Origin of the sequence: Agrobacterium sp. RAC06, from assembly GCF_001713475.1 — a bacterium.
Lineage (GTDB): Bacteria > Pseudomonadota > Alphaproteobacteria > Rhizobiales > Rhizobiaceae > Allorhizobium.
The window spans coordinates 2,989,082-3,003,059 of the sequence record NZ_CP016499.1 but is presented as its reverse complement, the minus strand read 5'-3'; the positions used below and the strand labels follow the sequence as shown (position 1 = coordinate 3,003,059).

15 protein-coding genes are annotated in these 13,978 nt (G+C 61.8%); 9 read left to right on the top strand and 6 right to left on the bottom strand.

Annotation, left to right across the window (positions count from 1 at the left end; genetic code table 11):
- The 7 genes from BSY240_RS14445 (at position 1) to BSY240_RS14415 (ending at position 6,256) form a co-directional block, all read left to right on the top strand.
- Complete coding sequence (locus BSY240_RS14445; protein WP_069042765.1) at positions 1 to 777, top strand: thiazole synthase; 777 nt, start codon at positions 1 to 3, stop codon at positions 775 to 777.
- Positions 774 to 1,379 carry a thiamine phosphate synthase gene (locus BSY240_RS14440; RefSeq protein WP_069042764.1) on the top strand — a complete coding sequence of 202 codons (606 nt, stop codon included), beginning with the start codon at positions 774 to 776 and terminating at the stop codon, positions 1,377 to 1,379. Before BSY240_RS14445 ends, BSY240_RS14440 begins: the two co-directional genes overlap by 4 nt.
- A gap of 87 nt (positions 1,380 to 1,466) precedes the next feature.
- Positions 1,467 to 2,375, top strand: coding sequence for a diaminopimelate epimerase (gene dapF, locus BSY240_RS14435; protein WP_069042763.1), 909 nt, complete (start codon positions 1,467 to 1,469; stop codon positions 2,373 to 2,375).
- Between the two features lie 71 nt (positions 2,376 to 2,446).
- A complete protein-coding gene (gene mtaB, locus BSY240_RS14430) occupies positions 2,447 to 3,664 on the top strand; it encodes a tRNA (N(6)-L-threonylcarbamoyladenosine(37)-C(2))-methylthiotransferase MtaB (RefSeq protein ID WP_069043990.1) in 1,218 nt (405 codons plus the stop codon).
- Between the two features lie 19 nt (positions 3,665 to 3,683).
- On the top strand, positions 3,684 to 5,000 hold the full coding sequence (ftsY, locus tag BSY240_RS14425) for a signal recognition particle-docking protein FtsY (RefSeq protein ID WP_069042762.1): 1,317 nt from the start codon (positions 3,684 to 3,686) through the stop codon (positions 4,998 to 5,000).
- Positions 5,001 to 5,027: 27 nt separating this feature from the next.
- Positions 5,028 to 5,669: a septation protein A gene (locus tag BSY240_RS14420; protein ID WP_069042761.1), complete on the top strand. Its 642-nt coding sequence runs from the start codon at positions 5,028 to 5,030 to the stop codon at positions 5,667 to 5,669.
- Positions 5,666 to 6,256, top strand: a complete 591-nt coding sequence (locus tag BSY240_RS14415) for a DUF2585 domain-containing protein (protein WP_083229630.1) — start codon at positions 5,666 to 5,668, stop codon at positions 6,254 to 6,256. Before BSY240_RS14420 ends, BSY240_RS14415 begins: the two co-directional genes overlap by 4 nt.
- A 10-nt stretch (positions 6,257 to 6,266) precedes the next feature.
- Here BSY240_RS14415 and BSY240_RS14410 read toward each other — a convergent pair whose 3' ends face one another.
- Genes BSY240_RS14410 through ccmA form a run of 5 tightly spaced genes read right to left on the bottom strand, consistent with a single transcriptional unit; the run spans position 6,267 to position 9,154 of the window.
- The gene (locus BSY240_RS14410; protein WP_069042760.1) at positions 6,267 to 6,857 is read right to left on the bottom strand and encodes a DsbE family thiol:disulfide interchange protein; all 591 of its coding nucleotides are present in this window, start codon (positions 6,855 to 6,857) and stop codon (positions 6,267 to 6,269) included.
- Positions 6,854 to 7,027, bottom strand: coding sequence for a heme exporter protein CcmD (gene ccmD, locus BSY240_RS14405; RefSeq protein WP_054150056.1), 174 nt, complete (start codon positions 7,025 to 7,027; stop codon positions 6,854 to 6,856). The genes BSY240_RS14410 and ccmD overlap by 4 nt, the downstream gene beginning before the upstream one ends.
- Positions 7,024 to 7,791: a heme ABC transporter permease gene (locus BSY240_RS14400; RefSeq protein ID WP_054150055.1), complete on the bottom strand. Its 768-nt coding sequence runs from the start codon at positions 7,789 to 7,791 to the stop codon at positions 7,024 to 7,026. Before BSY240_RS14400 ends, ccmD begins: the two co-directional genes overlap by 4 nt.
- 59 nt (positions 7,792 to 7,850) lie before the next feature.
- The gene (gene ccmB, locus BSY240_RS14395; protein WP_054150054.1) at positions 7,851 to 8,510 is read right to left on the bottom strand and encodes a heme exporter protein CcmB; all 660 of its coding nucleotides are present in this window, start codon (positions 8,508 to 8,510) and stop codon (positions 7,851 to 7,853) included.
- On the bottom strand, positions 8,507 to 9,154 hold the full coding sequence (ccmA, locus tag BSY240_RS14390) for a heme ABC exporter ATP-binding protein CcmA (protein WP_150127547.1): 648 nt from the start codon (positions 9,152 to 9,154) through the stop codon (positions 8,507 to 8,509). The genes ccmB and ccmA overlap by 4 nt, the downstream gene beginning before the upstream one ends.
- A 273-nt stretch (positions 9,155 to 9,427) precedes the next feature.
- Here ccmA and acnA point away from each other — a divergent pair, with 273 nt between their 5' ends.
- Both acnA and BSY240_RS14380 read left to right on the top strand, forming a co-directional pair.
- A complete protein-coding gene (gene acnA, locus BSY240_RS14385) occupies positions 9,428 to 12,121 on the top strand; it encodes an aconitate hydratase AcnA (protein ID WP_069042759.1) in 2,694 nt (897 codons plus the stop codon).
- A gap of 162 nt (positions 12,122 to 12,283) precedes the next feature.
- Entirely contained in the window at positions 12,284 to 13,072 is a 789-nt protein-coding gene (locus BSY240_RS14380; protein WP_054150052.1) for a DUF1223 domain-containing protein, read from the top strand.
- Positions 13,073 to 13,343: 271 nt separating this feature from the next.
- Here the strand turns inward: BSY240_RS14380 and BSY240_RS14375 are convergent, their stop codons facing one another.
- Complete coding sequence (locus BSY240_RS14375; protein WP_069042758.1) at positions 13,344 to 13,976, bottom strand: 2-dehydro-3-deoxy-6-phosphogalactonate aldolase; 633 nt, start codon at positions 13,974 to 13,976, stop codon at positions 13,344 to 13,346.
- Between the last annotated feature and the right edge of the window lie 2 nt (positions 13,977 to 13,978).

The window sequence follows — 13,978 nt, the reverse complement described above, 5'->3', positions numbered from 1 at the left end:
ATGGCCCTGGAACTCTATGGCAAGACCGTCTCCTCGCGCCTGCTGCTCGGAACGGCGCGCTACCCCTCGCCCGCGATCCTGGCGGAGGCGGTGCGGCGATCGAAGACCGAGATCGTCACCGTGTCGCTGCGCCGGGAAACCGCAGGCGGCAAGGCGGGCGGGGCCTTCTTCCAGCTGATCCGCGATCTCGGCGTTCGGGTTCTGCCCAACACCGCCGGCTGCCACAGCGCCCGCGAAGCGGTGCTAACGGCAAAGATGGCGCGCGAGGTCTTTGGCACCCACTGGATCAAGCTCGAGGTGATCGGCCATCACGACACGCTGCAGCCTGATGTTTTCGAACTGGTGGAAGCGGCAAAGATCCTTGTTGCCGAGGGCTTCGAGGTTTTCCCCTACACGACAGACGATCTGGTGGTCGGGGAGAAGCTGCTCGCCGCCGGCTGCCGCGTGCTGATGCCCTGGTGCGCGCCGATCGGCAGCGCCATGGGGCCGCAGAATCTGCCGGCACTCAAATCCATGCGGGCGGAATTTCCAGGCGTGCCGCTGATCGTCGATGCCGGCATCGGTCGTCCCTCCCATGCGACTGTTGTGATGGAACTCGGCCATGACGCCGTGTTGCTCAACACCGCCGTCGCCAGCGCCGGCGATCCGGCTGATATGGCCGAGGCCTTTGCCAAGGCAATCGAGGCAGGACATATCGCCCATCATGCCGGCATGCTGGAACCGCGCGACATGGCCGTGCCATCCACCCCCGTCATCGGAAAGGGGGTTTTCGCATGAAGCTCGATCCCTTCTACCTGATCGTCGACAATGCCGACTGGATCGAGCGGCTGGTGCCGCTGGGTGTGAAGCTGGTGCAGCTGCGGATGAAGGACGCCAATGAAAACGTGCTTCGCCAGCACATCCGCCGCGCCAAGCAATGCTGCGAGGATCATGGCTGCCAGCTCATCGTCAACGACTTCTGGCAGATCGCCATCGACGAGGCCTGCGACTTCGTGCATCTCGGCCAGGAGGATCTGGCAACAGCCGATCTCGCAGCGATCCGCAGCGCGGGCCTGAAGCTCGGTCTGTCGACGCACGACGAGGCCGAACTCGAAATCGCGCTCGCCGCCAAGCCTGATTATGTTGCCCTCGGCCCCGTCTACCCGACGATCCTGAAAAAGATGCCCTGGGCACCGCAGGGTCTGGAACGGCTGACGGTGTGGAAGCAAAGGATCGGGCCCCTGCCCCTGGTCGCGATCGGCGGACTTCGGCCCGACCGGCTTCCCGGCGTCTTTGCCGCGGGCGCCGACAGTGCGGCGGTGGTAACAGACATCACCTTGCATGCCGATCCCGAGGCGCGAACCCGGGAATGGCTTGGAGTCACCGAGCCATGGCGTTGACCATGGTTGCGCGGTTTTGGTCGCTCTACTGGTAATTTGGCTGCTTTTCCGCCATATAGGCTGAGAATGCAGCTTTATGGAGTGACGATGTCGGATCGGGTCGAATTCGCGAGGATGAACGGGCTTGGCAACAAGATCCTGGTCATTGACATGCGCGGTCGCACCGACCGGGTGACGCCTGCTGCCGCCATCGCGCTCGCCGCCGATCCTGCGACCGCCTTCGACCAGATCATGGCAATCCACGATCCGAAGCTCGACGGCACCGACGCCTATATCGACATCCTCAATTGCGATGGCTCGAAGGCCCAGGCCTGCGGCAATGGCACCCGCTGCGTGGTGCAGGCGCTCGCCAGCGAAACCGGTCGCAAGAGCTTCACCTTCCAGACCATTGCCGGCATCCTCAACGCCGTAGAGCATGCGGATGGCACGATCTCCGTCGACATGGGCAAGCCCGTCTTTGCCTGGGACAAGATCCCGCTCTCGGAAGAATTCCACGACACCAGCCGCATCGAGCTGCAAATCGGTCCGATCGACGCGCCGATCCTGCATTCGCCCTCGGCCATGTCGATGGGCAATCCGCATGCTGTGTTCTGGGTCGATCGCGACCCGATGACCTATGACCTGGAACGTTTCGGGCCGCTCCTCGAAAACCATCCGATCTTCCCGGAAAAGGCCAATATCACGCTGGCCCAGGTCATCTCGAAGACATCAATGGTGACACGCACCTGGGAACGCGGCGCCGGCCTGACGCTCGCCTGCGGGTCTGCCGCCTGCGCCGCCGGCGTATCCGCCGCTCGCACAGGGCGCACCGAGCGCGAGGTCACGATCACGGTGGCGTCGAGCCCCAATCGCGGCACTCTGACCATCGACTGGCGGCCAGACGACAAGGTCGTGATGACCGGTCCCGCCGAATGGGAATGGTCGGGCACGGTTGATCCGACGACCGGCGGCTGGCAGCGCGATGTGAGCGCCGATGCAGAGGCCGCCACCCCGTGACTTCCGTGCAAAAGGGTTCTGTCGAGGTCATCACCTTCGGCTGTCGCCTCAACACCTATGAATCCGAGGTCATGAAGGCGGAAGCGGCCAAGGCCGGGCTGAACAATGCCATCCTCGTCAACACCTGTGCGGTCACCTCGGAAGCCGTGCGCCAGGCCCGCCAGGCGATCCGCCGGGCACGTCGGGAGAACCCTGAGGCCCGCATCATCGTCACCGGCTGTGCTGCCCAGACGGAAGCGCAAAACTTTGCTGATATGCCCGAGGTCGACGCCGTCCTCGGCAACGAGGAAAAGTTGAAAGCCGAGCACTATCTCCGCCTGCCGGATTTCGGCGTCTCGGCGGAACAAAAGGTTGCCGTCAACGACATCATGAGCGTGACCGAAACGGCACCGCAGATGGTGGCGCATATCGACGGCCATGTGCGCGGCTTCCTCCAAGTTCAGAATGGCTGCGATCACCGCTGCACCTTCTGCATCATTCCCTATGGCCGTGGCAATTCGCGCTCCGTGCCGATGGGCGCCGTCGTCGAACAGGCGCGCAAGCTCGTCGAAAACGGCTATCGCGAGGTGGTGCTGACCGGGGTGGATGCAACGAGCTATGGCGCGGACCTGCCTGGCAATCCGACGCTTGGCCTTCTCGCCAAGACGCTCCTGAAGCAGGTGCCGGAGATCCTGCGGCTGCGCCTCTCCTCGATCGACAGCATCGAGGCCGACGGCCATCTCTTCGACCTGATCGCCGAGGAACCGCGTTTCATGCCGCATCTGCATCTATCGCTGCAGCATGGCGACGACATGATCCTGAAGCGCATGAAGCGGCGGCACTCGCGCGCCGACGCGATTGCCTTTGCCGAGCAGGTCCGGCGGCTGCGCCCCGGCTTTGCCTTCGGCGCCGACATGATCGCCGGTTTCCCGACGGAGACCGAGGAGATGGCAGCAAACTCCGCGCGCCTTGCCGAGGAGATCGGCATAGCGCACCTGCATGTCTTTCCCTACAGCCCCCGCCCTGGCACGCCGGCAGCGCGCATGCCGCAGCTGGACCGGGCACTCGTCAAGGCGCGTGCCGCAGACCTTCGGGCCGTCGCCGATCAATTGCAGGCTATCCATCTCGCCTCGCGTGTCGGGACCCGGCAGAAGCTGCTGGTCGAGCGCAACGAAATGGCGCATACGGAAGACTTCACCCTCGTTGCAGCGCCCGGCATGAACCCTGGCAGCCTCGTCGAGGTCTCGATAGGCGGCCATAACGGTCGCCATCTGACGATTGTATCGGCAGCGGCTGACGCGGCTGCCTGAGAGACGGAATAGAGTGACCATGGCCCTCGGCTTCATCAAGAAAGTCTTCACCTTCGGCAAGGAGAAGCCGGCAGAAACGCCCGCAGCACCGGCGGAGCTGACGGCCGAGGAGAAGGCTGCGATCTATGCCGAAAGCGAGCCGAAAGATCACGACGAAGATTTAGTCGTGGCCAAGGACCCGGTTCTCGCAGAAGAGATGGAAACGGCCGGCGGACCGGCGGACGATCTGTCGCCTGAAGATCTCTCCATGGTGCCGCTAGACTTGCTCGAGGCGGAAGCCGACGAGCCGGAAGCAGAAATTGAAACCGCGGCCGCCTTGGATTCTGTATCGGAGCCCGTGGTCCCCGTCCTGCCCAAGGGTTTCGCCTCCGCTGAGACCAGAGCGCCAGAACCCGAAGCACCCGCCCAGGCGGAGAAACTGAGCTGGTTCCAGCGCCTGAAAGCCGGCCTCTTCCGCACCTCCTCGCAGCTGACGAGCCAGATCACCGCGCTCTTCACCAAGCGCAAGCTGGATGACGAGACGCTCGAGGAGCTGGAAGACCTGCTGATCCAGGCCGACCTTGGCGTCGAAACGGCGCTCCGCGTCACCGACACGCTGGCCTCCGAGCGTTACGGCAAGGATGTGACCGGCGAGGACGTGACCAAGATCATGGCGACAGAAATCGTCAAGGTGCTGAAGCCTGTCGCCAAGCCGCTGGCCCTTGATCTCAGCCACAAGCCGCATGTCATTCTCGTCGTTGGTGTGAACGGAACCGGCAAGACGACAACCATCGGCAAGCTGGCCGCCAAGCTGTCGGGCTCGGGTCTCAAGATTATGCTCGCCGCCGGCGACACCTTCCGTGCGGCCGCCATCGAGCAGCTGAAAATCTGGGCAGACCGCACCGGCTCGACCTTCATCGGCACCAAGCTCGGCGCCGATGCCGCAGGCCTCGCCTATGAAGCCTTCGAGAAGGCCAAGGCGGAAAAATCCGATGTCCTGATCATCGATACCGCCGGCCGGCTGCAGAACAAGACGGAGCTTATGGCGGAACTCGAAAAGATCGTCCGCGTTCTCGGCAAGCTGGATCCGGATGCGCCGCATACGGTGCTACAGACGCTGGATGCCACGACAGGCCAGAACGCCCTGCAGCAGGTCGAGATCTTCCGCAATGTGGCGGGCGTCAACGGCCTGATCATGACCAAGCTCGACGGCACGGCGCGCGGCGGCATCCTGGTTGCCATCGCGGCAAAACACAAACTGCCCGTCTATTTCATCGGCGTCGGCGAAGGCATCGACGACCTCGAACCCTTCGAGGCGGAAGACTTCGCCAGCGCCATTGCCGGCATCGCGCGCTGAGCGCCGGAAACTTTAGGGAACGACATCATGTCGGATACATCCACCGATACCCACGCCTCCAAGGCCGAGAAACAGAATCCCCTGCTGAAGATGGCGCTTGAACTCGGGCCGCTCCTGATCTTCTTCTTCGGCAACCTGCGCGGCGAATGGCTGGCCCGGACATTTCCGGAGCTGACAGCGATCGGCGGGCCGCTCTTGATTGCGACCGCCCTCTTCATGGCCGCAACCATCCTCTCGCTGATCATTTCGAAGATCGTCTTCAAGCACCTGCCGGTCATGCCCTTTGTCTCGGGCATTGTCGTTCTGGTCTTCGGCGGCCTGTCGATCTGGCTCCAGGACGACACCTTCATCAAGATGAAGCCGACGATCGTCAACACGCTCTTCGGCGTCGTTCTGCTCGGGGGCTTGGCCTTCGGCACCTCGCTTCTGGGTTACGTCTTCAACGCTGCCTTCCAGCTGGACGCTGAAGGCTGGCGGAAGCTGACGCTCCGCTGGGGCATCTTCTTCCTCTTCCTCGCCGTGCTGAACGAGGTCGTCTGGCGCAATTTTTCGGATGATGTCTGGGTCAGCTTCAAGGTCTGGGGCACCATGCCGATAACCATCCTCTTTACGCTCGCCCAGATGCCGCTGATCATGAAGCACTCGCTGGAAGAGAAGGAAGCGGAATGACCGACACGACCAGCCAGGCGGGCGAGAACTCGACGACGCATTTCTGGCTGGCGGTGACCTTCGTCATCATCCTCGTTCAGGTTGTCTCCCAGTATCTGATGGGGCGGCTCTGGATCTGCGAATGCGGCTATGTGAAGCTTTTCGAAGCGGGCGTGAACACGCCTGGAAACTCCCAGCATCTGTTTGACTGGTACACTCCGTCTCACATCATTCACGGCTTCCTCTTTTATGGCCTCGGCTGGCTCGTGCTGCGCAAAAAGCCGCTCGCGGCAAAGCTCGCGCTCGCAGCGTTGATCGAAGCCGGCTGGGAAATCCTGGAAAACTCGCCTCTTGTCATCGACCGCTATCGGACGGCCACCATGGCGGTCGGCTATAGCGGCGACAGCATCCTGAACTCGGGGATGGATATGGTCGCGATGATCGCCGGTTTCTTCTTTGCGGTGCGCGCGCCGATCTGGCTGACGGTGGTGCTCACGATCGCGTTCGAAATCCTTACGGCCATCGTCATCAGAGACAACCTGACGCTCAACGTCGTCATGCTGGTTTGGCCGATCGAGGCGGTGAAGACATGGCAGGGAGCTCTCTGATCGAGGAGGCTCAGCTGCCGGCCAGGGCCTTTTCGATCGCAGGCATCAGCTGGGTCTTGAAGCTCTCCGGATCGAAGGGACCGACCTTCTTGTAGAGGATCATGCCATCGGGTCCCACGAGATAGCTTTCCGGAATGCCATAGACGCCCCAATCGATGGCAGCCTTGCCATTTGGATCAACCCCGATCGCATCGTAGGGATTGCCGAGTTCGCCAAGAAACCGCAGCGCGTTGTCGTTGCGGTCCTTGTAATTGATCCCGACGACATTGACGCGTGGGTCCTTGGAGAGTTCGAGCAGCATCGGGTGTTCCTGGCGGCAGGGCACGCACCAGGAGGCAAACACGTTAACCAGCGTCAGCTTGCCGGAAATGGCGGCCGTGGTCAGTGCTGGGAGCTCGGAGCCCTCGAGAGCGGCAAGATCGAGTACCGGTGCCTTGGTCCCAATCAGCGCCGACGGGATCTCCGATACGTCGCGACCGGATTGAAGCTGGGTCATGAAGACGGCAGCCAGACCGGCAAACAGGACGAGCGGCAAGGCGGCAATGAAGTACCGCCCACGCCCCTTGGAACCGGCTACTTCGGTTTCGCTGCGCTCCGTCATGCCGACGTGTCCTGTCCGGCAGAGGCCGAACGGCGGCGAATGCCCTGTCCTTCAAGTGCTTTCAGTTCCGCCTGTCGGGCCCGACCGTCGAGATAGATCCAGACGGCCAAGCTGAGACAGATGGCAGCTGTCAGTACATAAGATCCAATGACGTAGAAGGCGTGCGTCATGCCTGATGCTCCCGGCCAGCCTGACGGGCTGCCATGCGGCGCTGTGCGCCGACACGGCGGCGCCATATCTCGTTGCGCATCGCCATCAGATGCAGCGTGAAGAAGAGGAGGGTGAAGGCCAAAGCCATGACGAGGAGCGGCCAGAGAAACTCAGGATGGATGGTAGGACCGTCGAGGCGCATGACGCTGGCCGGCTGGTGCAGCGTGTTCCACCAGTCGACCGAGAACTTGATGATCGGGATGTTGACGAAGCCGACCAGGATCAGGACGGCGCTGACACGCGCAGCCTTGGACGGGTCGTCCATGGATCGATTAAGCGCAATCAGGCCCAGATACATCAGGAACAGCACGAAGACCGAGGTGAGGCGCGCATCCCAGACCCACCAGGTGCCCCACATGGGCTTGCCCCACAGCGAACCAGTGACGAGAGCAATCAGCGTGAAGGCCGCCCCGAGCGGGGCAGCAGCCTTGTGGCTGACATCCGCCAGCGGATGACGCCAGACCAGCGTGCCGATCGCCGAGAGTGCCATCACGGAATAACACATCATCGAGAGCCAAGCGGCAGGCACATGCACATACATGATGCGCACGGTATCACCCTGCTGGTAGTCCGTCTCTGACGTGAAACCAAGGTATAGCCCCACGACAAAGAGGAGCGCGGTAATGCCGACGAACCACGGCAGGGCCCGCTCGACAAAAGCGAGGAATCGCGTCGGGTTGGCGAGATCGATAATCTTGGTCAGGGCGATGCTATTGTCGGTCATGCCTTGTTCTAGCCTGTCTCAGCCGGCCCTGCAATTGATCCTAGTCAAGCCGAATTGTCTCAATCGCCTGAACTGCGCAAGGCGGCGGCCGCACCCACGGGTCCGATCACGGCAAAGAGAAGCGTGATGGCCGAAAGGAACATGAAGGGCGGCAGGAAAGGGGCAGGATCCTCGACCGCCGCATAGGAGGCACTGACACCGAAGATCAGCACGGGGACGGCAAGCGGCAGCACGAGAATGGACACCAGCAGACCACCGCGGGGCAGGGCGACGGCGACCGCGGCACCGGCCGCACCGATGAATGTGATCGCCGGCGATCCGACCAGCAGTGTCAGCATCACGGCGCCGATGGCGACCTCATCCATGTTCATGAAAAGGCCGAGAAGGGGCGAGGCGATCACGAGCGGCAGACCGGTAGCAACCCAATGCGCCAGGCATTTGACAAGCACTGTGAGCACGAGCGGTGTTTCCTGCATCAGCAGAATGTCGAGCGACCCGTCGTCGCGTTCGGCCTGGAACAACCGATCGAGGCCGAGCAGGGCAGAGAGCAGGGCCCCGATCCAGACGATGGCAGGTCCGATCCGCGAGAGCAGATTGAGATCCGGCCCCACACCGAAGGGGATGACGGCAACGACCGTGGTGAAGAACAGGACACCGATCATCGCGCCGCCGCCGGCACGGACGGAGAGTTTCAGATCCCGGAGAAAAAGCGCCATCATGCGGAATACTCCAATTCGACGCCATCGAAGCCGAGCATCTCCAAGGTCTGGGCTCCTTCCATCCCGAGCGGCTGATGGGTTGCGGCAAGTGCGATACCGCCGGACTGCCGGTGATGGCGCACGAGCTCTTCGAACATCGCGTCCGCCTTGCGGTCGAGTGCGGCCGTCGGCTCGTCGAGGATCCAGACCGGGCGATGCGCGACAAGAAGCCGCGCCATGGCGAAGCGCCGCTGCTGTCCGGCAGAAAGATAGCCGTACGGAAGATGCGTGATGCCGGAAAGATCGACGGCCGCAGCCGCCTCCTCCACGCTGAGCCCCACTCCTCCACCGATATCGCCGAGGAAGGATTTCCAGAAGGCGAGGTTCTCGGCGACCGTCAGTTCGCGCTTCATGCCGTTTCGATGGCCGAGGTAATGGCTGAATTCTCCGGCGGGCCGGGCCTCTACGTCCGCGTCGGAGACACAGACCGCCCGGCCTGTCTCCGGACGAAGAAGTCCGGCAATGACGCGCAGAAGCGTCGATTTTCCGGAGCCGTTTCGGCCCGTCAGAACCATCGCTTCTCCTGGAGCCAACTTAAAGGAAACATTAACGAAAATCAGATCCTCGCCACGGCGCGCTGAGAGATTTTCGGCTTCGAACCTGATCATGGTCGCCTTCTGGCAGGATGAGGCCTGCCTCATAAAAAATTCCGTTTTCGTCCTTCGTCGGTCTGGCGCCTTTCTTAGAAATTATCTATAAGACCTGCAACCACGCCAGCGGCCGGCGTGAAGTTCATCCTTGTGCCGAACTTGAATATCGCGTGGAGCGATTTTCACGTGCGGACAGCGGAAATGGTCGTACCCGCATCCTGATGTGCATGAAGTGCATAGGCGTCCGCACGATTGTGTTGGCTATCAGAATATGCGGGGTTTCTATCCGTGGCTAAATCTCTCGACAGCTTCAATTGCCGGTCGGTCCTGACCGTCGACGGCAAAGACTATGTCTACTACAGCATCCCGAAGGCCGAAGCGAACGGTCTTGCCGGTGTATCGAAGCTCCCTTACTCGATGAAGGTGCTTCTCGAGAACCTTCTCCGTAACGAAGATGGCCGTTCGGTCACCAAGAAGGACATTCAGGCCGTTGCCGAATGGCTTGCTAACAAGGGCCTGACCGAGGCAGAAATCGCCTATCGTCCGGCCCGCGTGCTGATGCAGGACTTCACCGGCGTTCCCGCCGTTGTCGACCTCGCCGCCATGCGCGACGCCATGGTCAATCTCGGTGGTGATCCGGAAAAGATCAACCCGCTGGTTCCGGTCGACCTCGTCATCGACCACTCTGTCATCGTCGACGAATTCGGCACGCCGACGGCCTTTGCCCGCAACGTCGAGCTCGAATACGAGCGCAACGGCGAGCGCTACCGCTTCCTGAAGTGGGGCCAGCAGGCGTTCAAGAATTTCCGCGTCGTGCCGCCCGGCACCGGCATCTGTCACCAGGTCAATCTGGAATACCTCGGCCAGACCGTCTGGACCAAGGATGAGGACGGCGAAACCACCGCCTACCCGGACACCTGCGTCGGCACGGACAGCCACACGACGATGATCAACGGTCTCGGCGTTCTCGGCTGGGGTGTTGGCGGTATCGAAGCCGAAGCCGCCATGCTCGGCCAGCCGGTCTCCATGCTGCTGCCTGAAGTCATCGGCTTCAAGCTGACCGGCAAGGTCAAGGAAGGCGTGACCGCGACCGACCTCGTTCTGACCGTCGTGCAGATGCTGCGCAAGAAGGGCGTCGTCTCCAAGTTCGTCGAATTCTACGGCCCCGGCCTTGATTCGATGTCGCTCGCCGACCGTGCAACGATCGGCAACATGGGTCCGGAATACGGCGCGACCTGCGGTTTCTTCCCGGTTGATGGCGAAACCATCAACTACCTGACCATGTCCGGCCGCACCAAGGACCGCATCGCCCTCGTCGAAGCCTATTCGAAGGTTCAGGGCATGTGGCGTGACAGCGACGGCTCGGACCTCGTCTTCACCGACACGCTCGAACTCGACCTCGGCGACGTTGTCCCATCCATGGCCGGCCCGAAGCGTCCGGAAGGCCGCCTGCCGCTCGAAACCATTGCTCCGAACTTCGCAGCGGCTCTCGAAGGCGATTACAAGAAGCCCGGCCAGCTCTCGAACCGCTACGCGGTTGAAGGCACGGACTTCGACCTGGGCCATGGCGACGTGGCGATTGCCGCAATCACCTCCTGCACCAACACCTCGAACCCGAGCGTGCTGATTGCAGCTGGCCTTCTCGCCCGCAACGCCGTTGCCAAGGGCCTGAAGTCCAAGCCGTGGGTGAAAACCTCGCTTGCGCCGGGATCTCAGGTCGTTGGCGAATATCTCGCCAAGTCGGGCCTTCAGACTTCACTCGATGCCCTCGGCTTCAATCTCGTCGGATTCGGCTGCACCACTTGCATCGGCAACTCCGGCCCGCTGCCGGCGCCAATCTCGAAGACGATCAACGACAAGGGCCTGATCACCGCAGGCGTACTTTCGGGTAACCGTAACTTCGAAGGCCGCATCTCGCCTGACGTCCAGGCCAACTACCTGGCATCTCCGCCGCTGGTCGTTGCCTACGCGCTTGCCGGCACGGTCCAGAAGGACCTGACCACGGAGCCGCTCGGTGAAGACCAGAACGGCAACCCGGTCTTCCTCAAGGACATCTGGCCAACCTCGCACGAGATCCAGGAGTTCATCCTGAAATACGTCACGCGCGAACTTTACGAATCGAAGTATGCCGACGTCTTCAAGGGCGACGAAAACTGGCAGGCCGTTCAGGTCCCCGCCGGTCAGACCTATGCCTGGGATGACAAGTCGACCTATGTCCAGAACCCGCCTTACTTCGTCGGCATGGGCAAGACTGGCTCGGGCCTGAAGAACATCAACGGCGCCCGCGTCCTTGGTCTCTTCGGCGACAAGATCACCACCGACCACATCTCTCCGGCCGGTTCGATCAAGGCAGCGTCTCCGGCAGGTGCCTACCTGACCGACAACGGCGTCGGCGTGGCGGACTTCAACCAGTACGGCACACGCCGCGGCAATCATGAAGTCATGATGCGCGGCACCTTCGCCAACATCCGCATCCGCAACCACATGCTCGGCCCGAACGGCAAGGAAGGTGGCTACACCGTCCACTATCCGTCCAAGGAAGAGCTGTCGATCTATGATGCAGCCATGATGTACAAGGAAGAGGGCGTTCCGCTCGTCATCTTCGCCGGCGTCGAATACGGCAACGGTTCGTCGCGCGACTGGGCAGCCAAGGGCACCAACCTTCTCGGCGTCAAGGCCGTGATCGCCCAGTCCTTCGAGCGCATCCACCGCTCGAACCTCGTGGGCATGGGCGTCGTGCCCTTCACCTTCGAAGAAGGCACCACCTGGGCTTCGCTGAACCTCAAGGGCGACGAGATCGTGACGATCGAAGGCCTGGAAGGCGACATCAAGCCGCGCGAGAAGAAGATCGCCAAGATCACCTACTCCGACGGCACCGTGAAGGACGTACCGCTGCTCTGCCGCATCGATACGCTCGACGAAGTGACCTACATGAACAATGGTGGCATCCTGCAGACTGTTCTGCGCGATCTCGCCGCCTGATCGGTTAAAGCACAAAACCAAGAGAGGCCGCCGGGAAACCGGCGGCCTTCTCTTTTGCACCAGCACGCTCGGCCGGTGCCGAAAGTTTCACCCCATCGTGACTTCCCGCATGGCGCTCTTGGCGCTATCAGTGCTGCACTCAAGTGAAGGCATCTCGATAGCATGCGGCACAAGAATTCTGACAAGACAACGGCATGGGTCACGGCATGGGCAATGGTGGCCCTCGCCGCCGCAAGCCTGTTCCTCTTTCCGGGGCAAGGCACGGCCGAGGAATTTGTCGAACCTAAGGGTGTCGTCGAGCTCTTCACCTCGCAGGGCTGCCGTTCATGCCCACCTGCCGATCGCGCCTTCGAGAAACTGGTCCGCCAGGGCGAGGTGGTGGCACTCTCCTATCACGTCGATTACTGGAATTATCTCGGTTGGGCCGATACGCTTGCCACGCCCGAGAACACCGAGCGGCAATATGCCTATGCGAAGGCCTTTGGCCGAAGCGGCGTTTACACGCCCCAAGCGGTTCTCAACGGTCGGGAGCACCTGAAGGGTACCGACGCAACGGATATCGACCGCCGCCTCCAGAAGCTCCAGTCTGCCGGCAAGGGCCTGCTTGTGCCCATCCGCGCCTCGCGGCACGACGACCAGCTGACGATTTCGGTGGGTGCCGGACGCGGCAAGGCCAATGTTGTCGTCGTTTACTTCCGCCAGCATCAGACCGTCGAGGTCCTGAAGGGTGAAAACACCGGACAGAACCTGGACTACTGGCACAGCGTGACCGATGTGCAGACTGTCGGCATGTGGGACGGGAAGCCCCTGGACATCACGCTGCCCGCCAGACGCATGGGCGACGACAAGAGCGACGGCTGTGCGATCCTGCTGCAAACGGCAGATGAAAAAGGAAACCCCTCCCATATCGTCGGTGCGACGATGATGATGGTCAAGCCGAATACGCTGTGAGGGAAAACAACCTGGTGTGGTCCGGCCCGGAAGCATTGGGGGGCTGGGGGTAAGGGGTCAATGCGCCAGACCGGACCTTTTGGCGCACCGCGCCAACCAAGTTAGTTATACTATATCGCAAAAAGCGGCGCAGGTATGTTCAAATTTGGGCAGCTGCACGTTTATCTGATTTGACGCGTGATATCGGTCACACGCGATATTTATACGTTGAAACGAAAAAAGCCCGTCCGGCAGGCGGACGGGCTCTTAATGCAGATAAGGTCGTTCCCACTTAGCCCTGCAGGGCGTCGTAGGCCTCCACGCTTCTGACGGCACGCTCGCCAATAAGCTTGGCATCGTCGCCCGGCTTGTACAGGCTGGAGCCAAGACCGAAGGCACGAACGCCGACCTTCCAGTAATCGGCAAAGTTGGAATCGGAAACACCGCCGACCGCGCCGATCGGCAGATTCGGTGGCAGGATGGCCTTGATCGCCGAAATACCGCCTGGTCCCAGCACATTTGCCGGAAAGAACTTTAGTGCAGCTGCACCAGACTTGGCGGCAAGGAGCGCTTCGGTCGGCGTGAAGACGCCCGGCATTGCGACCATGCCATGGGCGACGGCACGCCTGATAACGTCGGGTTCGACATTCGGGGTGACGAGCAGATTTCCGCCGACGTCATGAAGACGATCGACCTGGGCAACCTCGAGCACGGTGCCGGCGCCGATCAGCACGTTTGCGGGAGCGCGCTTGCGCGCCTTTTCGATCGAGACAAAGGGATCAGGGGAATTCAGCGGCACTTCGATCGCTTCGAAGCCAGCCTCGATGAGAACATCGACGGTTGCCTCGATCTCGGTCGGCTTGATGCCGCGCAGGATGGCAACGAGGTTGCGGCGAAGGGCGGGCCAGGCAACGGAGGCAGTCATCG